Origin of the sequence: Streptomyces sp. NPDC008238 (assembly GCF_042956445.1) — a bacterium.
Taxonomy (GTDB): domain Bacteria; phylum Actinomycetota; class Actinomycetes; order Streptomycetales; family Streptomycetaceae; genus Actinacidiphila.
The window spans coordinates 615,639-637,834 of record NZ_JBIBGK010000001.1 but is presented as its reverse complement, the minus strand read 5'-3'; the positions used below and the strand labels follow the sequence as shown (position 1 = coordinate 637,834).

Here is a 22,196-nt window from a genome sequence, read left to right as displayed (position 1 = left end):
GCCTGTAGGGCGCAGGCGCATGAACGATGTACCGACTCGTCGCCGCGCGACCCGGCCCCGACCGCCTCCCGAGGAGACAGCTTCGTGACCACCACCCTGTTCGAGCCCTTCACCCTCCGGTCGCTGACCGTCCCGAACCGGATCTGGATGGCAGCCATGTGCCAGTACAGCGCGGCCCCGGACGGCGAGCAGGCGGGCGTGCCGAACGACTGGCACTTCACGCACCTCGCGGCACGGGCGGCGGGCGGCACCGGCCTGATCATCACCGAGGCCACCGCCGTCAGCCCCGAGGGCAGGATCAGCCCGTACGACCTCGGCATCTGGAACGACACCCAGGTCGAGGCCTTCCGGCGGATCACGGCGTTCCTGAAGTCCCAGGGCACCGTGCCCGGCATCCAGCTCGCGCACGCCGGCCGCAAGGCCTCCACGGAGCGGACCTGGGTCGACCGCGGCGCCCCCCTCCCCCCGGGCGAGCGGCACGGCTGGACACCGGCCGGCCCCAGTGCCGTACCGTTCCACACCGGCTCCACCACGCCGGAGGAGCTCAGCACCGAGCAGATCGGCCGGATCGTCGCGGACTTCGCCGACGCCGCCCGGCGCGCCCTTGACGCGGGGTTCCAGGTCGCCGAGATCCACGGGGCCCACGGATACCTCATCAACCAGTTCCTTTCCCCGCACAGCAACCGCCGCACCGACGGATACGGCGGGGACTTCGAGGGCCGCACCCGCTTCGCCCTGGAGGTCGTCGAGGCCGTCCGCGCCGTGTGGCCGCAGGACCTGCCGGTCTTCTTCCGGATCTCCGCGACCGACTGGCTGAGCGAGAACTCCGACGACGACCGCGAGGGCTGGACCGGCGACGACACCGTCCGCCTCGCCAAGGAGCTGCAGGCCCGCGGCGTCGACCTGATGGACGTCTCCACCGGGGGCAACGCCCCCAACGCGAAGATCGTCGCGGCCCCCGACTACCAGGTGCCATTCGCCGAGCGCGTCCGCAACGAGACCGGAATGCCGGTCGCCGCGGTCGGTCTCATCACCGAGCCCGACCAGGCGCAGGCCATCGTCGGCTCCCGCAAGGCCGACGCCGTCCTCCTCGGCCGCGAACTGCTGCGCGACCCGTACTGGGCGCGTCACGCGGCCGCGGCGCTGGGCGGGGAGGTCAACACCCCGGTTCAGTACCACCGCGCCTGACCGCCGTAACGCGGCCCGGAGCCGCCCGCCCCGGTCCCGCGCGTCCGTCCCGTCGCCGTCCCCGTCGCACCGTCGTGCGGCGGGGACGGCTCGTCGCGGGCACGGTGCGGTACGCGGAAACCACGTTGCGCGGCGCCGCACGGCGCGAGGAGCATCGCGTCCGTCATCCGCCGCCGGCACACGAGGTTCTGGGACGTGACCTACACACTGCGTGAGTACACCCCGGCCGACGAGACCTCCTGGCTGCGCTGCCGGGTGCTCTCGTTCCTGGGCACCGCCTACTACGACGACGTGGACCGCGCCAAGCCGCCCGTCCCGGCGCCGGGGCTGGAACTCGTCGCCGTCGACGGGGCGGGGACGGTCGTCGGCATCATGGACACCGCCGTCGACGCCGGGCTGGCGACCATCGACACCGTCGCCGTCCACCCCGACCACCAGCACCGCGGTCTCGGCCGCGCCCTCCTGCACCGCACCCGGGCCGAGGTCCGGGCGCGCGGCGCGTCCACCCTCGACGCCTGGACCCGCGACGACCCGGCCACCCTCGCCTGGTACCGGGCCGTGGGCTTCGCCGAGAGCAACCACTACCTGCACGTCTACGCCCACCGGTACACCGATCCCGCCGAACCCGACCGCGCGATCCTCACCCCCCGCCCCGGCCTGCGCCTCATGGCCGCGTTCCTGCACGCCGGGCTGCAGGACGAGGCCCGCATGCGCGCCGAGTTCAGCCGGGTGCACGTGTGCCGCCGCTTCTCCATGACGACCTGACGCCCCGCGCGCCGCCGCCGGTCAGGACGGCCCGAAGCCCTGCAGCGTGGGGCCGCTGTCGCCGGCGGCGCTGCGGCCCGCCGGGCCGGGCTTCGAGGGGCTACGGGTGGTGCTCCGGCCCACCGGGCTCGGCCGCCCTGTCACAGCGGGTCCGGCGGCGGTGTCGAGCCTCGCGGGTGGGGAACGACGAGTTCGCCGAGGATCGCCCTGGTGCCGTGCGCGTGGAACGCCGTGCGTCGCAGGGCGGGGCCGAGCCGCGCAGCCGTACGAAATCGAGGCGCGGCCGGGCAGGGGTTCCGGCACGATGGTCGCCCATGAGTCACGTCCTGCACGACCTGGCCGGCAACCCTTCGCTGCCGCGCGAGTTGGTCGACCGGCTGATCGCGACCGCGGGCGGTGAACTCGCCGATGCGCTCGCCTGCCGGGCCGACCTCACCCGGGCGCAGGTGGCGGTGCTCGCCGCCCGCGGCGAGGACGCGGCGCTGCAACTGGCGTACGCGGGACGTCTTGCCCCGGCCGACGTCGATCCCGTCACCCAACCGCTCGTCGCGCTCGCCCTGCTCGGCGAGCGCGCGGGACCACCGGAGTGGACGCGTCTGCTCGCCCGCGCAAGGTCCGTCGAGCACCGGGAGAAGCTGGCCGAGTGCCCCGATCTGCCGGAGGACGTCGCATGGACTCTCGCGGCCGACCCGGAGGTCCAGGTGGTCGCGGAACTCGCGCTCTGGACGACATCCGGGCTGCTCGGCCGCCTGGCGGAGCATCCGCACGCGGGGGTACGCCGCGCGGTCGCGGTCAACCAGGCGACCCCACCGGAGGTGCTCGCGGCCCTCCTCGACGGTGACGCGCTGCCGTCGGCCCGGTCCTGCCACGTGTGCGAGGGCGAGCCGGACCCGCCCTGGGACTACTGCGAGGGTGCGCACGAGTCCACCGTCCACGCGATGCGGTACGCCGCACTGGGCAACCCGGCCACGCCCGCGGCGGCCGCCGCGGCCTTCGCCGGCCACCCCTCCTGGCTGCTGCGCCGGGAACTGGCGGCCCGGACCGACCTGCCGCCACAGGCGTACACGCGGCTCGCCGCCGACACCGACCCCCGGATCAGGGCGCGGCTCGCGGACAACCCGGCGATCGGTGAGGCACTGATCCGCACATTGGCCGCGGACGACGACGCCGCCGTCCGGCAACGGACGGCGCACAACCCGGCCGTCCCGCTGGACGTCCTGTGCCGCCTCGCCGCCGGCGTGCGGACCGGTTCCGCCCCGCTGCCGCGCGTCGCCTCCGCCTCCCCCGCCGAGCTCGCGGAGTTGGCCGCCTCGCCGGACCCCGCCGTACGGATGCTCGCGGCCCGGCGCAGCGATCTGCCGGACGGCATCCGCGACGCGCTGGCCCGCGACCCGGACGCCAAGGTGGTGGCCGCCGTCGCGTCCCATCCGGGCCTGACCGAGGACCGGTTGGCGGCGATGGTCGACCGGCACGGCGTGCGCGTCGCCGCCGCCGTGGCGGCGAACCCCGGCGGGACCGCGGCCCTGCTGGAGCGGCTGGCCCGCCGGCGGCCCCCGGCCCGCAAGGCACTGCGCGAGATCGCTCGGCACCCGCACGCGACGGCCGCGGCGCTGGTCGCCTGCCTGGACGACCGCCGGGCACGGCTCATCGCCGCCGGCCATCCGGCGCTGCCACCCGCGGTGATCGCCGAACTGCTCGCGGACGACGACTGGGAGGTGGCCGGCGCCGCGGCCGCCAACCCGTCGCTGCCGGTGGCGGAAATGACGCGGCTGGTGCACCTGTCCCCGCCGGCCGCACGGCGCTAGCCTCGGGGTCCGTGATCGTATGGCTCAACGGAACCCACGGCGCGGGCAAGACGACGACCAGCGCGCTCGTGCAGCAGCTCATCCCGGATTCACGCGTGTTCGACGCCGAGAAGGTCGGCGAGACGCTCATGGACATCACGCCGGGACTGCCCGAGATGGGCAACTTCCAGCACTGGCCGCCATGGCGGCCGCTCGTCGTCGAGACCGCCCGCCGAGTGCTCGACTACGCGGGGGGCACCTTGGTGATGCCCATGACGGTCCTGGTCGAGGAGTACTGGCGCGAGATCAGCGCCGGGCTCACCGACCATGCCATCCCGGTACGGCACTTCGTCCTCCACGCCGACCAGGAGACCCTCAGCGCGCGCATCGAGGGCGACACCGTGCTCGGTCCCTCCTCCTTCCGCCGCAAGTACCTCGAGCCCTATGCCGAGGCGGCCCGTACCTGGCTGCACAGTGCCGCCGAGGTCGTCGACACCACGCACCTGACGCCCGCCCAGGCAGCCCGGCGAATCGCGGAGTCCGTCGGCAACTGAGTCGACGAGGAAGTCGAGCCACCGGCACTCGTGGCAGGGCGTGCCGGATACTGCCGGAGTGCTGTTGACATCGATCGCGGAGATCGCGCACGAGCCGTTGGTGCTGGAGCAGGCCGACCGGCGTGCGGAGTGGGAGGCGAACACCTGGTGGCTGGGCGCGGAGGAGGCGGACCGGCGGTCGCTGTCCGTGTCCGAGGTGGTCGCCGCCTTCGAGCGCGTCGCCGGCCGTGTGCGGGGCCGTATCCACGCGACGGGTTACGCCGGGGTGGCGACGTTCTACGTCTGGCATGACGAGCAGGCCGGCCAGTTGCGGTGCTCGACCGGGTCGGTGGCCGCGGACGAGCTGCCGTTCGGCGGCCACTACGTGCCCACCCGCGATCTCGGTCGTGTGGTCGAGGGCTTCCTGCGCGACGAGGATCCGGGCACGACCGGCCGGCCGGAGCCGACGCCCTTCCCCGTGTGGGTCAGTGACGTCGGACCGGCCGCACCCTGATTCGCCCGGCCCCGCCGCACGCCCTGCCCGCCGGTGCGGCTCAGAACTCGAACTCGACGTAGTCGATGTCGGTGAAGTCGACCTGCAGGCCCTGGGCGCGGCGGCCGCGGTCCTTGAAGTAGATCTCCTGGAGGCCCTCGGCCGCGATGGCGCGCAGCCGGTCCTCGCCGGCGCCCGCGGACTGGGCGTCGAAGAGGCGGGCGGCGTAGTCGGGGGGCAGGGCCTGGGTGACGAGGCGGATGCGGGCGTCGTCGGTGGAGCCGGGGGCGGCCGTGAAGCCGAAGCGGGCGCGGGTCTCGATGACGATGCCGCCGGTGGTGGCCGCCCGCTGCCGCGCGCGCTCGCGGACGCGGGGCTGCCACCGCCTGCGGACCTCCGCCTCGAGGCGGGCGGCGAGGTCCTTGCGCGGTCGTTTGATCTGGCCCGTCAGATAGCGCTCGACGGTGCGCTGCGAGACGCCGAGCAGCGCGGCCACGGCCCTGGTGCCCTTCTCCTGCTTGACCAGGAAACGCATCTGGGCCTGCGCCGACTTGGGCACGGGCCGCGTGAGGGTCTTCGCCGTGGCCTTGTCGAGGCCGTCGCCGAGCATGCCCACCGGGCTCTCCTACTCTCCGTCGAGTGCGGCGTCGCCGCCCTTGATGTGGCGGGCCGGGTTGTGGCCGTCCTCGAGCAGCTCCACGGCCCACATCAGGGACTGGGTGCCCTCGTGCTTGACCATGCCGGGTGAGACGCCGAGGCGGAAACCGCCCGGCAGCGGCTTGTCCTCCGGTGTGCGCGGCAGGAAGTCCAGCGGTCCCGGGCCGTCGGACAGGTACACGGCGCAGTCGGACAGCACGGCGACCGGGAAGAGGCCCGCGGCGGCGAACCTCACCATCTTGCGGTGCATGTTGACGCGCGCGGTCGCGATGACGGCGGCGCGGATGTCGGGACGCCACGTGGGCCGCTCGAGGGCGGGCCAGCGCTCCCCCGGACGGTAACCGGCGCCCTGGGGACGCTCGCGGAGCTTGCCGATGCCGCCCTTGACGGTGGCCTTGACGGCCGAGAGGAGGGCGGCGCGGGTCGGATCGGTCTCCTTGTGGTTTTCCATCGCGGCGAGGAAGTCGGCCTCCGGCATGCCGGCGACGACGCCGAGTTCGGCCATCGTGGCCAGGTAGGCGTCGCGCAGCCGGCCGTACCAGGCGTCGAGGTAGGCGCCGTGTTCGGGGCGGACGTACGCCTCGGCCGGACGCACCTCGTGCCCGAGTTCGACGGCGTAGGCCACGGTCGGGGTGGCGTACCAGGCGGGGCCCTCGGGGCGGGTGCCGGCCGGGGTGAACGGGTTCGGCAGCCGCGGGTCGACGTCGACGTGCGAGAGGTCGACGAGCCAGGAGCCGGGCAGCGACGTGTCGAACGCCGGGGCGCGTACGTGGACGGCGGCGCCCAGGCCGACGTTCAGCCGGTTCGCGGCCGCGGCGAACGCCATGTTGACGTCGATCCCGACCGCGTACTTCCGGGCGCACTCGTCGTCGGTGAGCAGTTGCGGGTCCCGGATCCACTCGAAGGCCTCCTCGTCGAGGACCTCCTCCGGGGTGCGGCGGTGCCCGCGCACGAACCGCGAGGCGACGACCGGGTGTTCGTCGGGGGCCTCGGGAGGTGCCGGGTCGACGGGCTCCACCAGCGCGCCGGGGTTCCGTCCGGAGACCCAGGCGCCGGTCGACTGGTCCCTGACGGCCCGGGTCGGCGGACGCAGGGCCGTCATCAGCTCCAGGCCGCTCACGGCGGTGGAGCCCCTGGGGGTGATGACGCGGTGCGCGTAGTCCGTGAGCAGCTGCGCCAGTTCGGGGGGCGGCAGGTGTTCCGCGTCGCCCCAGGAGCGGCTGTCGAGGGCGCCCCAGGGGAGGACGGCGAACTGCACGCACTGGCGCGTGCCGTCCTGCGCCGGGCGGTAGACGCGGGCCCATGGGCCGAATCCGCGGCGGGTGAGCTGCCATTTGGCGCGGGTGATCTGGCGGACGACCTTGTGGTCGGCCGGCAGGCGCAGGGCCCGGCGGTCCTCCAGGACGGCGGGCAGGCCGAGGCGTTCGGCGGCCTGGGCCGTCAGGACGACCAGCGGGTCGGCGTCCTTGCCGTTGCGGTGCAGCCGCGGCGCGCCGAGCTTCGCCTCGGCGAGTGTCCAGGTGACGAGCGACGGGAGGTCGGTCGCCGGGCACGGCAGCAGGAGGCCGCCCGCGCAGTGGGCGGTGCCGTCGCCGTCCAGCACGGCGAGCGGGCCGTGGGCGAAACGCGGATCCGGCGCGGCGGGTTCGGGCGCCGCTTCCCTGCGGGCGCGGGCCGGCGCCGGCCGCACGGGCGCGGGAGCCTGCACGGGCGCGGGGGCAGGGGCAGGGGCGGGCTCCGGCACGGGCGCTGGGGCGGGCGCAGGCCCGGGGGCGGGAGCCGAGACGGGGACAGGTTCCGGGGCCCCGAGTTGCGCGGCGATGCCGTCCAGCAGCTTGGCGTACGCCGCACGGGTGGCACCCTGCGGTTCGCTGCGGCCGGCCTCCCACCCGGCCACGGTCGTCCGGGTCACGTCCAGCGCCTCGGCGACCTCGGCCTGGGTCAGGCCGTACTCGGTGCGCAGCCGGGCGCGTTCGGCGGGCTCGGGCAGGCGGGTCCGCCGCGGCCCCGACTTCAGGAGGGCGTCGACGGGATCGGACGTGCTGGCCATGCGGCGGTGGGCTCCTTCGCTGCTTCAGTCCCGGCCGGTTCCGGCGGCGCGGTGGGGTTCCGCGTCGAGGAACTCGCGCAGGTGCTGCCCCGTGAGGATACGGGCCGGGTTGCGCCCCGGGGGCAGGGGCAGCCTGCGGCCCAGGGCCCAGCGGAAGCGCCGTGCGGGTGCCAGGTCGAAGACGTACCTGCCCCCGCTCAGGTCGTCGGAGCGGCTGCCGCGGATCTCGAAAGCGCCCACGCAGACCCCGCCGTCGACGAACGCCAGCAGAAAGTCCCCGTGCTGGGCGACCGTCCGGGCCGAAAAGCGCCACGCCCGGGCCGCGCTCTCCTCGACGGTGCGCCCGTCGCGCAGCGCCTGCCGTACGTCCACCGCCAGCACCCCCGGCCCCCCTTCCGCGCGTCCGTCCGCCCGCCGGCCCGTTCCTTCCCGGCTTCGACGCACTTTATCGGCCGATAAAACAACCGGCCGTGAGCGACGCGCCGGTGAGGGCGGCCGACGTACGCTGTGGCCCGTGGACGACCTCCTGGGCTGCCTGGCCCTCGCCGCCGTACTGGCCGTGGTCATGGGCGCGTTCGCCTGGCTCGCGCGGATGATCCGGCGCCGCGGAGTCGCCGGGCACGCGGTGACCGCCGCGCTCGCCTCCTACGAGGAGGCGTTCCGCGTCACGTCCTACGAGGCGCACCAGGAGATCCGCACCCAGGCCGAGCGCAAGCTGCCCGTGGAGTCGCCGGACGACCCGTGGCGCCCTGCCCGGGCGACCCTCGCGGCCCGCCCGGCCGCCCGCTCCGCGCGGGGCCCGCGCGGGTGGGTCCGCCGCCTGCGGCGCCGCCGCTGACCGGTCACGGCCCCTGCGCCGCCACGCCGTCGGCGTCGCGCAGACGCAGGACGGAGACGCCTTCGCCGGGTACGCCCTGGCGGGCCGCCCGGCGGAGCCGGGCAGGGGTGTCGCCCGCCGCGAGCCGGAAGGAGCGGCCGAAGGCGGACTCGGAGGCGTAGCCCACGGAGGCGGCGACGGCTGAGACCGGTTGCTCGGTCTCCGTGAGGAGTTCCGCGGCGAGGAGCATGCGCAGCCGCATCAGGAACTCCCCGGCGTTCATCCCGGTCTCCCGGCCGAAGTGCCGGATGAAGGTGGCCCGCGACATGGAGTTGAGCGCGGCGAACTTCTCGATGCCCCAGGCGTGGGCGGGGTCGCGCAGGACGGCGTCGGTGACGGTCCGTACGACACCCCGGGTGGAGGCGAGCCACGCCACCCGGCCCACGCCGGACACCCCGCGCAGGGCCAGCGTCAGCAGCACGTCGCAGAGGGAGTCGAGGACGGCCTCCGTGCCCGGCCCCGCCGTGCGGGCCTCGTCGCGCATGAAGGCGCTGAGCAGCGCCAGGGGGCTGCCCGGCCCGGCGCCGAGCGGCACGTGCAGCACCTCGGGCAGCATGCCCATGAGCACCTGGCCCGCGCCTCGCTCCCACGTGTAGTGGCCGCAGAAGAGGTCGACGGGCACCACGTCGCCGACCGGACCGGTCCCGCTCAGCAGGGCGTACGGGCCGACGTCGCGGTGCTCGACGGAGATCGCCGGGCCGGGGCCGTGCGTGTGGACGCGGTGCGCCGTGCCGTGCGGCAGGAGCACCATGTCGCCCGCCCGCAGGTCGATGCTCCGGTCCGGCAGTTCGAGGGTGCACTCCCCTTCCAGCAGCAGGTGGAAGGGGGAGCTGCCGGTGCCGCCCGCGGGGTTGTCCATGGTGTGGCTCCCGGCGATCAGGCAGCGGATGTCGACGCTGCCTCGCAGCCGGGCGAGGTGGACCACGCGGCTCAGGGTGTCCATGAGACTTTCTCGATAGAAATCGGTACTCACTGATCTTGGCATCTCGAACGGCGGGCGGCAAGGTGGTCGCCATGGAAAACATGCATGTCGATCTTCTCGTGATCGGATTCGGCAAGGGCGGCAAGACCCTGGCGGGGCGGATGGGCCGTCTCGGCCGGCGCGTCGCGATCGTCGAGCAGTCGGACTCGATGTACGGCGGCACCTGCATCAACGTGGGGTGCGTACCGACCAAGGCACTGATCCACCGGGCCGGCGAGCGCCGCCCGGACGATCCGCCGGAGGAGGGTTTCCGTGACGCCGTGCACAGCACGACCCGGCTGACGGACGCCCTCCGCGCGAAGAACTTCGAGATGCTCGACACCGTCGACTCCGTCACGGTCGTCACGGGCCGGGCCCGGTTCGTGGACGCGAAGACGGTGGAGGTCAGCGCCGGCGCCGACCGGCTGCTCGTCACCGCGGACACCGTCGTCGTCAACACCGGCGCCGAGCCGGTCGTCCCCGACGTCCCGGGGCTGCGCACCAGCGCGTACACCAGGACCAGCACCGACCTGGTGCGCGACCCGCGGCGTCCGGCCCGCATGCTGATCCTCGGCGCTGGCTACCTGGGACTGGAGTTCGCCGGGATGTACCGCGCGTTCGGCACCGAGGTGACCGTCCTGGAGGCGGGTGCCCGCGTGCTGCCGCGTGAGGACGAGGACGTCGCGGGCGCCGTGGCGTCCGTCCTGACCGAGGAGGGCGTCACCATCGTGACCGGCGCGACGGTCACGGGCGTCACGGACGCGGCGGACCACGCCACCGTGCACTACCGCGTCGACGGGCAGGAGCGGACGGCCGACGTCGACGCCGTGCTGGTCGCGGCCGGGCGCAGGCCCGCCACCGCGGGGCTCGGCCTCGAGGAGGCCGGCATCCTGACCACGGCGTCGGGTGCCGTCGCCGTGGACGAGTACCTGCGCTCCAGCCAGCCGCACGTCTTCGCCGTCGGTGACGTCAACGGCGGGCCCCAGTTCACCTACATCTCGCTCGACGACAGCCGGATCGTCCACGACCAGCTGGCCGGCGCCGGCACGCGCACCACCCGGGACCGCGAGGCCGTGCCGTACACCGTCTTCACCACGCCCCCGCTGTCCCGCGTCGGGCTCACGGAGCAGCAGGCACGCGAGCAGGGCTACGCGGTCGCGATCGCCGAGAAGGCGGTCGCCGAGATCGGCGCGATGCCCCGGGCCAAGATCGTCGGGGAGACGCGGGGGGTGATGAAGTTCGTCCTGGACACGGCGACGGACCGGGTGCTCGGCGCCGCCCTGTTCAGCGTGGACTCCCAGGAGCTGATCAACACCGTCGCGCTGGCGATGCGGCACGGGGTCACGGCGACCGAGCTGCGCGACGCGATCTACACGCACCCGAGCTCGACCGAGGCCTTCAACGAGGTGCTGGCCACCCTCCGGTGAGCCGGTGGGGCCCCGCCGTCGCCGGCGCCTTTTGAGGCGAACCGCACATTGCCGGACAATATCGGCAGGACGCGGTCACCGCACCGGCGGCAGCGGGGCCCACCGACCACGGGAGGGCGTCATGCCTTCGTACGTGCACACCACGGCACCCACCCGGTACGTCGAGGTGGACGGGGAGCGGTACGCCCACCGCCGGTTCGGCGCCGGGAGCGGCACGCCCCTGCTGATGCTGCCGCACTTCCGCGCGGGCATGGACCACTGGGACCCGCTCGTCACGGACGGTCTCGCCGCGGATCGACCGGTGATCCTCTTCGACAACGCCGGGGTGGGGAACTCCGGCGGCCGGACGCCGGAATCGGCGGAGGGCTTCGCCACGAACACCGCGGCCTTCCTGCGGGCGCTCGGCGTCCCCCGCGTCGACCTGCTGGGCTTCTCGCTGGGCGGCTACGTGGCCCAGGCGCTCGTCCTGGCCCGTCCCGAACTGGTGCGCCGACTGGTCCTGGCCGGGACGAAGCCGCGCGCGGGCGAGACGGCGGGCGTCGGCGAACGCGTCGCGGAGGTGTCCGCCCACGGGCTCCTGACGGAGGAGGACTACCTGTACCTCTTCTTCGACGACTCCCCCGGCAGCCGGCGGGCGGGCCGGGAGTTCTGGGCGCGCCGTCACGAACGGACCGTGGACGCCGACGCCGAGTCGGGACCGGAGAGCGTGCGGGCACAGCAGGCGGTACGGGCGGACTGGAACACCCCGCGGGGCGAGCGGTTCTCGGAGCTGCGACGCGTCACGCAGCCCACGCTCGTGGTCAACGGCAGCGACGACATCATGGTCCCGACCGTCAACTCATGGATCCTCGCGCGGACCATCCCGCACGCGCAGCTCGTCGTCTACCCGGACTCGGGTCACGGGGCGCTGTTCCAGTACCCCCGGCTCTTCTGCGCCCACGTCGCGCGCTTCCTGGACAGCGAGCCGCCCTTCACCTGAGGTCCCCGCGGACCCGGCGCCTTCGGCCGCGGCTACGCCTCGGCGACCGCCCGGTGCCGGCCGGCGGCGCGGACGGCGTAGCGGACGGTCGCCGCGTAGAGGGCGAGGAACGCCGCGCTGACCAGGGCGACGACCAGCCAGGCCAGCACCCGCCCGCCCGGGACGGCGGCGCCGTGCAGCCAGCGCACGAGGAAGTTGCCGCTGGCCGCCGCCGGGAAGGAGAAGACCCAGTAGCCGAGGTGGAAACCGTCCTGGCGGACGTGCGGCACCAGGAAGAGCACGATCAGGACGGTGAAGAGCACCAGCCCGGCGAAGCCCTGGCCCACGGCGTCGACCCGTCCGCCGTGCGCGGCGGTCCAGGCGAGGCCGCCCACGGCGGGCGGGATCGTGAGGACGGTCAGCGTGGGACGGGCGGGACCGGGCAGGCCGTTCGTGACGAGGCCGCCGAGGACGACGGCACCGAAGGCGAGCCAGTACACGACCCCGACCGCGAAGGCGGCCTCGGCCGCGGCCGGGAGCCGGACCGCGGAGCCGGTGGTGCCGGCGATGAAGGGCCCGGAGACCACCGGAAGCAGGTAACCGGGGTGGAGCGGCGCGGAACCGAGGCCGCCCGTCACCCAGTGGGCGAGCAGCCGGGCGGCGATCACGGCGGAGGCGAGGGCGAACAGCGCGTAGGGCCAGCGGGCGGCCTCGACGCCGAAGCGTGCGAAGTGGCCGGTGGCGAGCATGCCGATGATCGGGACGTACGCGAGGGCGAAGCCCTGACGGGGGTGGTGGAGATCGTCCAGGACGTTGCGCCGGCGGGTTCCGCCGTGCCGCAGGTACTGCGCCAGCAGCACCACCCACACCAGGCCGCTGACCACGAACAGGACGTCACTGACCCCGATCGGCGCGGACACCGTGGCCGCCGCCGACTGCCAGAGCCCGCCGAGCCCCGCCGTGCCGAGGGACACCGACATCAGCCCGATGCGGGTCGCCCGCCGGGCGGCTCCGCCGTTGCCGCCGACGGCGTGCGCGGGCCGCGACGACGTGACCGAAGGGGCCTCCGCCGGGACCTCCGAGGGGGTGCCCGGGAACGCTTCCGGGAGCGTGACGGTCACGGGTGCGTCCGGTGCGGCCGACTGCATGCGGGGTTCTCCTCCGGTTGGGTGGTTTCAACTTTAAACCAGATGACGCCGCTCCGGCACCGGCCGGGGCCGTGCCCGGCCGAGATGCCCCCACGTGTCGGCGGGGACTATGGTCCACATATGGGAGCGCCCCGCCCCGGACGGAACGGCGTTCCCCGGCGGCGACCGGCCCGTTGGGCACCGCGCGGGGCCGGTGGGTGATGGGCGGGAGCGCAGCGCCAGGCGCCGCGCCGCAGGAGGAGGCCGCACTCGACCAGGCTCTGGCGGAGGTGGCGAGAACCACCGGGTCCCATGCCGCCGGCGTCTTCCTGCTGGTGCCGCACGCCCAGGCGTTGCGGCTGGCGGTGGTGACGGGCCTGTCCGCCGGTGTGGTGCGGCCGTGGTCGCGGCTGGCGCTGGCCACCCCGGCCCCCGTCTCCACGGTGGCGCGTGACGGGCATCCGGTCTGGGTGCACGGGCACGACGAACTGGCCCGGCGGTTCCCGCGGACCGCCTTCGCCCTGCCCTACCGGGTGGCGATGTACGTCGTCCCGCTGCTCACCGGCACCACCGTGTCGGGCGTGCTGCAACTGCTGTGGCCCGACACGCGCCCCGACCGCCTCTCCCCGGACGAACGGGCCGCGGTCACCCGCTCTGCCGAGCGGATGAACGGGCTGCTGACGCAGGCCGCCGCCCGGGGGCGGCCGCTGCGGCCGGGCCCCGTACCGCGGGTGCTCGCGCCCGACCCTCCGCCACCCCTGCCGCCCGCCGAGGCCCAGGCCGCGGCGCAGCTGGCCGAGCGCCTGGACGAGGGGGTGCTCGCGCTCGACCTGGAGGGACGGGTGACCTTCCTCAACGGCAGGGCGGCCGAGCTGCTGGGCCAGGACAAACAGCGGCTGATGCACAACCGCCTCTGGGAGTGCCTTCCCTGGCTGATCGACCCGGCCTACGAGGACCCGTACCTGGCCGCCCTGTTCAGCCGCCTCCCGGCGGACTTCACCGCCCTGCGCCCCCCGGACGACTGGCTGTCCTTCCGGCTCTACCCGGACACCACCGGGATCAGCATCCGCCTGCGGCCCGCCCCCGCGCCGGCGGGCAACCGCCTCCCGCCCAGCACTCCCTCCGGGACGGCGCCGACCCGCGCCGGCGCGCTGTACCACCTGCTCTACATCGCCTCGTCCCTGACCGAGGCGGTCGGCGTCCGGGACGTGGCCGCGTCCGTCACGGAGCAGATCATGCCCGTCCTCGGGGCCGACGGCCTGTCGTTGCTGATCACGGACGAGGGACGGTTCCAGGACGTCGCCTCCCGCGGCTTCCCGCCGGCCCACAAGGACTTCTTCCGGGGCCTGTCGCTGACGGTCGACACGGCGGGCTCGCGCACCGTCGCCACGGGTACTCCGATGTTCTTCAGCGACGTCGACGCGATACGGCAGGCGTTCCCCCTCGTCACTTCGTACACGCGCATGGGCGCCTGGGCCTTCCTCCCGCTCAACGCCTCGGGCCGCACGATCGGCTGCCTCGTCCTGGCCTTCGCGCTCCCCCGCGCCTTCCCGCCCGACGAGCGCGCCGCCCTGACCTCGCTGGCCGGCATGATCGCCCAGGCGCTGGAGCGCGCCCGGCTGTACGACACCAAGAGCCAGGTCGCGCGCACCCTCCAGACGGCGCTGCTGCCGCACTCCCTGCCGCAGGTGCCCGGCCTGCGCGTCGCCGCCCGCTACCTCCCGGCCGCCAGCGGCATGGACATCGGCGGCGACTTCTACGACCTGATCCGCCTCGACGGCTCCGGGGCCGCGGCCGCGGTGATCGGCGACGTCCAGGGGCACAGCGTCAACGCGGCGGCGCTGATGGGCCAGATCCGCACGGCGGTGCACACCCACGCGAGCACCGGCGCGTCCCCGGACGACGTCCTCACCCGGATCAACCGCCTGTTCAGCGACTTCGACACGGACCTGTTCACCAGTTGCCTGTACGCACAGCTGGACGTGCCAGGGCACCGCGCGCTGCTGGCGAGCGCCGGCCACCTGCCGGCGCTGCTGCGCCACTCGTCGGGCCGGACGGAGATCCTCGAGGTGCCGCCGGGGCTCCTGCTCGGGGTGGACGTGGCCGCCGACTACCGGGCCGCGGAGGTGCGGATGCCGCCGGGAAGCGTGCTCGCCCTGTTCACCGACGGGCTGATCGAACGTCCCGGCACCGATCTGGAGACGGCGCTGCGGGAACTCGCCGAGCGGCTCTCCGTCGCGCCCGTCGGGTCGCTGGACGACCTCGCCGACGAACTCCTGCGGGAGGCGCAGCGGACCTCGGGGGGCCGGGACGACATCGCCCTGCTGCTCGTGGGCCCGCGGCCCGCGGAGTGAGGGGCGGGGGTACCGAGCGGTCAGCCCGGCCGCGCCGCGAGGCGGAACCGGCCGAGGGTGTCCCGCACCAGCCGGCGCACCTCGGCCCACGTGCCGTCGACGATCGCGTCGCCGCGCAGCAGCCGCTCCGCGGGCTGGGCCGCGTACCAGTGGGCCCGGTGCAGCGCGTCGACGCCGGCGGACATCCCGGCGACCACGTAGTAGTGGTGGACCAGCGCCCCCGAGCCGCCGCGATGACGCAGCCCCACCAGCCAGACCACCGCGCCCTCGTCACCGTGGCGCGGGGCCCCGTCCGGGCGCGCGTGCCGCCCGCCGGCCGGCCCGGGGGCGTCCGGCGGGTCGGCCGCACCGGGAAGGTGGGTGTTCGTCATGTCTCGCTCCCGCCGCGCGCTACCGCTTTGGCCCCTCCAGGGTCGCTCCGGCGGCGGTGCGGGGACCACGGCCATCCGGCCGGATGGCCCTCGGATCCGGTCAGGGGCGGTAGACGACGCCTGGCTGCGGGGTGCCCGGCGCGAGCAGCTGCGGAACGGTCACGAAGGTGAAGCCCCGCCGCTTGAGGGCGTCGATGATCCCGGGCACGGCCGGCAGGGTGCCCCGGTAGCCCTTGGCGTCCGGGCCGGGGACGACGTCGTGGAGCAGGATGATGCCGTCGCGGTCGGCCTGGTCCAGGACGCGCTTGGTGATCAGGGCGGGGTCGTTGGTCTCGTAGTCCTTGGCCGTGACGCTCCACAGCACCTCGGAGAGGCCCATCTCACGGGCGATCCCCTGGACGGTGTCGTCGGTGCGCCCCTGCGGCGGGCGCATGAGGGTGGGCTTTCGGCCCGTTATCCGCTCGATCGCGTCGTCGGGCCGGCTCAGCTCCTCGCGGATCTCCTCGGGGTCGATGTCCGTGAGGATCTTGTGCGACCAGGTGTGGCTGGCCACCTCGTGCCCCTCGGCCGCCATGCGCTTGACCATGTCCGGGTAGCGCTCGACGTGGTTCCTGCCGAGGAGGAAGAAGGTGGCGTGGACCTGCTTGTCCTTGAGGACGTCGAGCAGCTGCGCGGTGTTCTTGCTCGGTCCCGCGTCGAAGGTGAGCGCGATGCATTTGGCCTCGCGGCAGTCGACGCTGCCGAAGGTGCCCGTGCCGTTCTTGCCGGCCTCCTGACGCACGGTGCCGGGCGAGGTGGTCTCCACGCGGGTGCACCCGGTGAGCGCGAGGGCGATCGCGAGGGCGGCCACGGGGAGCGCCGCCCATCTGCGGGCGAACCGGGCGGGGGCGGCGTCAGGTCGGGCGGGCAGGCGGCGTCGAGGCCGGACATATCGCATGGTCGCGACTATACATAAGGGGTATACATGTCATTCATACCGGGGGTACCCCCCCGTCCACCCCGCGGCGACCCGCCGTCTACATGACGTGTATACCTCATGTGTATATTGACGCGCATGTCCATCGGCCACACCCTCCTGGGTCTCCTCGAATCGGGACCGCGCCACGGCTACGACCTCAAGCGCGCCTTCGACGAGCGATTCGGGCACGACCGCCCGCTGCACTACGGGCAGGTCTACTCCACGATGTCACGGCTGCTGAAGCACGGCCTGGTCGAGGTCGAGGCCATCGAGCCCGGCGAGGGCCCCGAGCGCAAGCGCTACGCGATCACGGAGGCGGGCGTCACCGACGTCGCGCAGTGGCTCGCGACGCCGGAGAAGCCGGAGCCGTACCTGCAGTCGACGCTCTACACCAAGGTCGTCCTCGCGCTCCTCACCCAGCGGGACGCCGCCGACATCCTCGACGTGCAGCGCGCCGAGCACCTGCGGCTGATGCGCGACCTGACCGAGCGCAAGCGCACCGGGGACCTCGCCGACCAGCTGATCTGCGACCACGCCCTCTTCCACCTGGAGGCCGACGTGCGCTGGCTGGAGCTGACGGCGGCGCGCCTCGACAGGCTGGCCCGGGAGGTCGGCGCATGACGGCCCCCGAGCCCCTGCTCACCGCCGAAGGCCTGCACAAGAGCTACGGCCCGACGACGGCGCTCGACGGCGCGGACTTCTCCGTGCACGCCGGTGAGGTCGTCGCCGTGCTGGGCCCCTCCGGCTCCGGGAAGTCCACCCTGCTGCACTGCCTCGCCGGGATCGTCGTCCCCGACGCCGGCACCATCACCTACCGCGGCGACGAGCTCTCCGCCATGAACGACGCCCGGCGCAGTGCGCTGCGGCGCGGCGAGTTCGGCTTCGTCTTCCAGTTCGGGCAGCTCGTACCCGAGCTGACCTGCGCGGAGAACGTCGCGCTGCCCCTGCGCCTGGGCGGCACCTCCCGCAAGGAGGCCGCGCGCACCGCCCTGGAATGGCTGCGCCGGCTGGAGGTCGACGACGTCGCGGGGCAACGCCCGGGGACGGTCTCCGGAGGACAGGGACAACGGGTGGCCGTCGCCCGCGCCCTGGTCACCGGCCCCCGCGTGGTGTTCGCCGACGAACCCACCGGCGCGCTGGACTCCCTCAACGGCGAACGGGTGATGCGCCTGCTCACCGACGCCGCCCGTGACACCGACGCCGCGGTCGTCCTGGTCACCCACGAGACGCGGGTGGCCGCGTACTCCGACCGCGAGGTCGTCGTACGCGACGGGAAGGCCCGCGACACCGCGCGCGTGGCATGAGGCCCGGCGGGACCCGGGGCCGCCGCCGGCCGGCGGCCTCGACCGGGCTCAGCCTTCGCGTGACCGGTCAGCCGGCCGTGTCCGCCGGTGGGGCGGTGGTGGCCCGGCGGGTCAGGACCGCGGACAGCACGGTCGTCTCCGGGACGTCGTCGCGGTCGGCGAGCTTGGCCATCAGGAGCTGGACGGCGCGGGTGCCGATCTCGGCGGAGGGTATCGAGACCGACGTGATGGGCACGGGTGCCTGCTCGGCGGTCTCGTCGGGGCAGATCGCGGCCACCGACAGGTCGTCCGGGACCCGCAGGCCCATGGCCTGGAAGGCCGCGATCAGGGGCTGCGTGATCGGCTCGTTGTGGACGACGACGCCGGACAGTCCCGGCTGCTCGCGCAGCAGTTGCTCCGCCATGTCCCGCGCGGCAGCCGGGGTCTCCGGGCACGGGTGGACGGACGAGCGCAGGCCGAGGCGGTCGGCGGCCGCCGTGAAGCCCGCGGCGACCCGGCGCGCGAAGCCGGTGCCGCGGACGTAGACCTCCGGCGGCGAGCCGACGAGGGCGACGGTGTGGTGGCCGAGCGCGGCGAGGTGCTCGACACATGCCTCGCCGGCGCCCGCGAAGTCCAGGTCGACGCAGGTCAGCCCGGCCGGGTCGGAGGGGAAACCGATGAGCACGGACGGCCGGTCCAGGGCGCGCAGCAACGGCAGCCGCCGGTCGTCCATCTCGACGTCCATGATGATGAAGGCGTCCGCCATCGCGCTCTGGGCGACCCGGTTGATGCCCTCCTCCCCCTCGTTCTGCGTGAGGAGGAGGACATCGTGGTCGTGCTCCCTGGCGGCGGTCAGCACGGAGGTGGCGAACTGCATGACCACGGGCACGTGGATGCCCTTCCGGAGGGGCAGCACGAGGCCGATCACCCGTGACCTGCTGCTGGCCAGGGACCGGGCCCCGGCGTGCGGCCGGTAGCCCAGTTCACGGATGCTGTCCTCGATGCGCCGCCGGGTCTCCGGGGAGATCGGCCGCTTGCCGCTGAGGGCGTAGCTGACGGTGCTCGGCGACACGTTGGCGTGCCGCGCGACGTCAGTGATCTTGACCATGCAACTCCCTTCCCCTACGTGCGTGCTGTGCCGTGCCGTCCTCAGGAGCCGGCGAGCTCCAGGGTGAGGACGGCGGTACCGGCCGCGGCACGCGCGGAGGGACCGCCGGCGACCTCGACGCCCCACGGCAGGGACGCGTCGGAGGTCTCGGCCCGCAGCGTGGAGCCCTCGCGCACGACGGTGATCTCGGCCGCGGCCGAGCCGTCCTCGCGGGGGATCCGCACGGTGGTGCGGGAGCCGTCGGCCGGCTCGAAGACCCGGACCGTCACGTCGTTGGCCCACACGTAGTCGGGGCGGTCGTCGACCGCGCCGACCGGGATCGCGGAACCGGGCCGGGCCAGCAGCGGGACGCTGAGGTAGTCGTGGGTCTCGCGGACCCAGCGCGGTCCGGTGACCTGCTCGCCGGTCGTGAAGTGGGTCCAGGTGCCCTCGGGCACGTAGTACGACACCTCGCCGTCCTCGGAGAACACCGGCGCGACCAGCAGGTCACCGCCGAGCATGTACTGGCGCTCCAGCGAGGCGCAGCCCGGGTCGTCCGGGAACTCCAGCACCATGGCGCGCATCATCGGGACGCCCTCGGTGTGCGCCTGGTGCGCGGCACCGTAGAGGTAGGGCATGAGGCTCAACTTGAGCTTGGTGAAGTGGCGGAGGACGTCCACCGCCTCCTCGTCGAACAGCCACGGCACGCGGTAGGAGGAGGAACCGTGCAGGCGGCTGTGCGAGGAGAGCATGCCGAAGGCGGTCCAGCGCTTGAACAGCCCGGCGTCGGGCAGGCCCTCGAAGCCGCCGATGTCGTGGCTCCAGTAGCCGAAGCCGGACAGGCCGAGGGAGAGGCCGCCGCGCAGCGACTCGGCCATCGACTCGTACGTGGACTCGCAGTCGCCACCCCAGTGCACGGGGAACTGCTGGCCGCCGGCCGTCGCGGAACGGGCGAAGAGCACCGCCTCGCCCTCGCCGCGGTGCTTGCGCAGCACGTCGAAGACGGTCTGGTTGTACAGCTGCGTGTAGTAGTTGTGCATGCGCTCCGGGTCGGAGCCGTCGAACCAGGCGACGTCGGTGGGGACGCGCTCGCCGAAGTCGGTCTTGAAGCAGTCGACGCCCATCTCCAGGAGGGCCTCGAGCTTGGACGCGTACCAGGCGCAGGCGTCGGGGTTGGTGAAGTCGACCAGGGCCATGCCGGGCTGCCACAGGTCCCACTGCCAGACGGCACCGTCGGGGCGCTTGAGCAGGTAACCGGCGGCCTTGCCCTCGGCGAAGAGCGGGGAGCGCTGGGCGATGTAGGGGTTGATCCACACGCAGATGTGCAGGTCGCGCTCCTTGAGCCGGCGCAGCATCCCCTCGGGGTCGGGGAAGACGCGCGGGTCCCACTCGAAGTCGCACCAGTTGAACTCGCGCATCCAGAAGCAGTCGAAGTGGAAGGCCGACAGCGGCAGGTCGCGCTCGGCCATCCCGTCGACGAACCCGGTGACGGTCTGCTCGTCGTAGGAGGTGGTGAAGGAGGTGGTCAGCCACAGCCCGAACGACCAGGCGGGCGGGAGCGCGGGCCGGCCGGTGAGCGCGGTGTACTTGCGCAGGATCTCCTTCGGCGTGGGGCCGTGGATGACGTAGTACTGCAACTGCTGGCGCTCGGCGCTGAACTGGACGCGCGAGACCTGCTCGGAGGCGACCTCGAAGGAGACCTTGCCGGGGTCGTCGACGAAGACGCCGTAGCCGGCGTCGGTCAGGTAGAACGGGATGTTCTTGTAGGACTGCTCGCTGCTCGTGCCGCCGTCGGCGTTCCAGATGTCGACGGTCTGGCCGTTCTTGACCAGCGGGCCGAAGCGCTCGCCGAGCCCGTAGACGGACGTGCCGACGGCCAGCCGGAGCTGCTCGCGGACGTGGTGCTCGCCCTCGGCGGTCTCCATCAGCGCCATGGCCTTGACGTCGCTGCTGGTGAGGGTGCGCCCGTCGGCCTGGAACTCCATCCGCCACTCGCCGTCGAGGCGGAAGCGGACGCTCAGGTCGCCGGAGGTGAGGACGGCCTGCTCCTCGTCGACGGTCACGACGGGCTCGTGCGGCTCGTGGTGCAGCTCGAAGTTCGGGCCGGTCTCGACCTCGCCCTCGAAGTGGGTGATGCGCACGCCGATCACACCGGGCATCGGCGCGGTGCAGTCGACGGTGACCAGCGGGCCCTTGAGCAGGTCGCCGCGGTGCCGGATGTGCTGCGTGGGCGCGTGCACCCGCAGGGTTCCGGGGCCCGGGACGGCATCGAGGACCTCGGCCGGATACGCCGCCGTGACGCCTTCGCGCAGCAGCCAGTACCCGTTGGTGAACTTCATGGTCGATGCCTTTCCCGGTGGGCGGCCACCGGCGTTCTCGGTACGTGTACGTGTGGGAGCAGGTGGGGGTGGCCCTGCCTCCTGCCCCGTGACGGGGGGAGGCAGAGCCGTGGGCGGGTCGGCGGGGTGGTCACCCGCCCGGGTGGGGGGCCTCGGACACAGGCGTCCGGGCGGCGGTCACTTCACGGCGCCGACGGCGATGCCCCGGGTGAGCGTCCGCTGGAAGAGCAGGAAGAACACGATGGCGGGGAGCGCGCCGAGCAGGCCGGCCGCGTTGGTCATCGTCGCGTCCATGAGGCGCTGGCCCTGGAGCACGCCGAGCGCCACCGAGACGGTCTGGTTGTCGTTCGACGGCAGCATGACCAGCGGGAGCAGGAACTCGTTCCAGGTCCAGATGAAGAAGAACACGAGCAGGACGCCGAGGGTGGGCCGGCTGACCGGGACCACCATCCGCCACAGGATCTGCCAGCTGTTGGCGCCGTCGATCCTGGCCGCCTCGATGATCTCCTTCGGGAAGGCCCCGAGCACGGAGGAGAGGAGGTACGTGCCGAAGGCCGCCTGCACGACGCTGAAGACGATGATCAGGCTCAGCCTGGTGTCGTACAGCCCCACCTGCTTGGACAGGTAGTACAGCGGGTAGACCAGGGCCTCCTGCGGCAGCACGTTGGCCAGCACGAAGAAGGCCAGGAAGTAGGCCTTGCCCTTGATCCTCCCGATGCCGATCGCGTAGGCGTTCAGCACCGAGAGGATGACGCCGAACACGGCCACCGAACCCGAGATCAGGATCGAGTTCAGCAGCGTGTGCCCGAAGTTGACCCGGGTCCAGAAGTCCGTCAGGCCGTCCAGGTGGATGCCGTGCGGCAGGGACAGCGGGCCGTGCGCGGAGTAGTCGGCGGGCGACTTCAGCGCGTTGATGAGCACGATCAGGAGCGGCAGCACCATGAAGATCGCGCCGAGGATCATCGCCACCAGCACCGGGTAGCG

The 22,196-nt window shown here is 73.6% G+C and carries 21 protein-coding genes; 11 read left to right on the top strand and 10 right to left on the bottom strand.

Annotated features, from left to right (window positions below):
* The first annotated feature begins 84 nt into the window (after nt 1-84).
* From ACFZAU_RS02895 to ACFZAU_RS02875, 5 genes are all read left to right on the top strand, one after another.
* On the top strand, nt 85-1,188 hold the full coding sequence (locus tag ACFZAU_RS02895; protein WP_500550774.1) for an NADH:flavin oxidoreductase/NADH oxidase: 1,104 nt from the start codon (nt 85-87) through the stop codon (nt 1,186-1,188).
* A gap of 195 nt (nt 1,189-1,383) precedes the next feature.
* Complete coding sequence (locus tag ACFZAU_RS02890; RefSeq protein WP_500550773.1) at nt 1,384-1,953, top strand: GNAT family N-acetyltransferase; 570 nt, start codon at nt 1,384-1,386, stop codon at nt 1,951-1,953.
* A gap of 314 nt (nt 1,954-2,267) precedes the next feature.
* A complete protein-coding gene (locus ACFZAU_RS02885; RefSeq protein ID WP_500550772.1) occupies nt 2,268-3,758 on the top strand; it encodes a hypothetical protein in 1,491 nt (496 codons plus the stop codon).
* 11 nt (nt 3,759-3,769) lie between these two features.
* Entirely contained in the window at nt 3,770-4,291 is a 522-nt protein-coding gene (locus ACFZAU_RS02880; protein WP_500550771.1) for an ATP-binding protein, read from the top strand.
* Nucleotides 4,292-4,349: 58 nt separating this feature from the next.
* Nucleotides 4,350-4,784: a hypothetical protein gene (locus ACFZAU_RS02875; RefSeq protein WP_500550770.1), complete on the top strand. Its 435-nt coding sequence runs from the start codon at nt 4,350-4,352 to the stop codon at nt 4,782-4,784.
* Between the two features lie 40 nt (nt 4,785-4,824).
* Here the strand turns inward: ACFZAU_RS02875 and tpg are convergent, their stop codons facing one another.
* Genes tpg through ACFZAU_RS02860 form a run of 3 tightly spaced genes read right to left on the bottom strand, consistent with a single transcriptional unit; the run spans nt 4,825 to nt 7,851 of the window.
* The gene (tpg, locus tag ACFZAU_RS02870) at nt 4,825-5,373 is read right to left on the bottom strand and encodes a telomere-protecting terminal protein Tpg (protein WP_499605598.1); all 549 of its coding nucleotides are present in this window, start codon (nt 5,371-5,373) and stop codon (nt 4,825-4,827) included.
* 15 nt (nt 5,374-5,388) lie between these two features.
* Nucleotides 5,389-7,470 (bottom strand): telomere-associated protein Tap, encoded by a 2,082-nt coding sequence (gene tap / locus ACFZAU_RS02865; RefSeq protein ID WP_500550769.1) that lies wholly within the window; start codon nt 7,468-7,470, stop codon nt 5,389-5,391.
* A 24-nt stretch (nt 7,471-7,494) separates the two neighbouring features.
* Entirely contained in the window at nt 7,495-7,851 is a 357-nt protein-coding gene (locus tag ACFZAU_RS02860; RefSeq protein WP_500550768.1) for a hypothetical protein, read from the bottom strand.
* 133 nt (nt 7,852-7,984) lie between these two features.
* On the opposite strand from ACFZAU_RS02860, the gene ACFZAU_RS02855 reads away from it, so the two are divergent.
* Entirely contained in the window at nt 7,985-8,308 is a 324-nt protein-coding gene (locus ACFZAU_RS02855; protein ID WP_500550767.1) for a hypothetical protein, read from the top strand.
* 4 nt (nt 8,309-8,312) lie between these two features.
* Here ACFZAU_RS02855 and ACFZAU_RS02850 read toward each other — a convergent pair whose 3' ends face one another.
* A complete protein-coding gene (locus tag ACFZAU_RS02850; RefSeq protein WP_500550766.1) occupies nt 8,313-9,290 on the bottom strand; it encodes an AraC family transcriptional regulator in 978 nt (325 codons plus the stop codon).
* Nucleotides 9,291-9,361: 71 nt separating this feature from the next.
* Here ACFZAU_RS02850 and ACFZAU_RS02845 point away from each other — a divergent pair, with 71 nt between their 5' ends.
* Together ACFZAU_RS02845 and ACFZAU_RS02840 are read left to right on the top strand one after the other, a co-directional pair.
* The gene (locus ACFZAU_RS02845; protein ID WP_500550765.1) at nt 9,362-10,735 is read left to right on the top strand and encodes an FAD-dependent oxidoreductase; all 1,374 of its coding nucleotides are present in this window, start codon (nt 9,362-9,364) and stop codon (nt 10,733-10,735) included.
* Between the two features lie 121 nt (nt 10,736-10,856).
* Nucleotides 10,857-11,714, top strand: coding sequence for an alpha/beta fold hydrolase (locus ACFZAU_RS02840; protein ID WP_500550764.1), 858 nt, complete (start codon nt 10,857-10,859; stop codon nt 11,712-11,714).
* 32 nt (nt 11,715-11,746) lie between these two features.
* Here ACFZAU_RS02840 and ACFZAU_RS02835 read toward each other — a convergent pair whose 3' ends face one another.
* Nucleotides 11,747-12,841, bottom strand: coding sequence for a TDT family transporter (locus ACFZAU_RS02835; RefSeq protein WP_500550763.1), 1,095 nt, complete (start codon nt 12,839-12,841; stop codon nt 11,747-11,749).
* Nucleotides 12,842-13,041: 200 nt separating this feature from the next.
* On the opposite strand from ACFZAU_RS02835, the gene ACFZAU_RS02830 reads away from it, so the two are divergent.
* Nucleotides 13,042-15,174 (top strand): SpoIIE family protein phosphatase, encoded by a 2,133-nt coding sequence (locus ACFZAU_RS02830; RefSeq protein WP_500550762.1) that lies wholly within the window; start codon nt 13,042-13,044, stop codon nt 15,172-15,174.
* Nucleotides 15,175-15,194: 20 nt separating this feature from the next.
* Here the strand turns inward: ACFZAU_RS02830 and ACFZAU_RS02825 are convergent, their stop codons facing one another.
* Entirely contained in the window at nt 15,195-15,545 is a 351-nt protein-coding gene (locus tag ACFZAU_RS02825) for a hypothetical protein (RefSeq protein WP_500550761.1), read from the bottom strand.
* 100 nt (nt 15,546-15,645) lie between these two features.
* On the bottom strand, nt 15,646-16,482 hold the full coding sequence (locus ACFZAU_RS02820) for a polysaccharide deacetylase family protein (RefSeq protein WP_500550760.1): 837 nt from the start codon (nt 16,480-16,482) through the stop codon (nt 15,646-15,648).
* Nucleotides 16,483-16,599: 117 nt separating this feature from the next.
* Here ACFZAU_RS02820 and ACFZAU_RS02815 point away from each other — a divergent pair, with 117 nt between their 5' ends.
* A complete protein-coding gene (locus ACFZAU_RS02815; protein WP_499605278.1) occupies nt 16,600-17,124 on the top strand; it encodes a PadR family transcriptional regulator in 525 nt (174 codons plus the stop codon).
* Nucleotides 17,121-17,807 carry an ABC transporter ATP-binding protein gene (locus tag ACFZAU_RS02810; RefSeq protein ID WP_500550759.1) on the top strand — a complete coding sequence of 229 codons (687 nt, stop codon included), beginning with the start codon at nt 17,121-17,123 and terminating at the stop codon, nt 17,805-17,807. The genes ACFZAU_RS02815 and ACFZAU_RS02810 overlap by 4 nt, the downstream gene beginning before the upstream one ends.
* Nucleotides 17,808-17,874: 67 nt before the next feature.
* Here ACFZAU_RS02810 and ACFZAU_RS02805 read toward each other — a convergent pair whose 3' ends face one another.
* From ACFZAU_RS02805 to ACFZAU_RS02795, 3 genes are all read right to left on the bottom strand, one after another.
* Complete coding sequence (locus ACFZAU_RS02805; protein ID WP_500550758.1) at nt 17,875-18,894, bottom strand: LacI family DNA-binding transcriptional regulator; 1,020 nt, start codon at nt 18,892-18,894, stop codon at nt 17,875-17,877.
* Nucleotides 18,895-18,935: 41 nt separating this feature from the next.
* Nucleotides 18,936-21,212 carry an alpha-xylosidase gene (yicI, locus tag ACFZAU_RS02800; RefSeq protein ID WP_500550757.1) on the bottom strand — a complete coding sequence of 759 codons (2,277 nt, stop codon included), beginning with the start codon at nt 21,210-21,212 and terminating at the stop codon, nt 18,936-18,938.
* 177 nt (nt 21,213-21,389) lie between these two features.
* Entirely contained in the window at nt 21,390-22,175 is a 786-nt protein-coding gene (locus ACFZAU_RS02795; protein ID WP_499605600.1) for a carbohydrate ABC transporter permease, read from the bottom strand.
* Between the last annotated feature and the right edge of the window lie 21 nt (nt 22,176-22,196).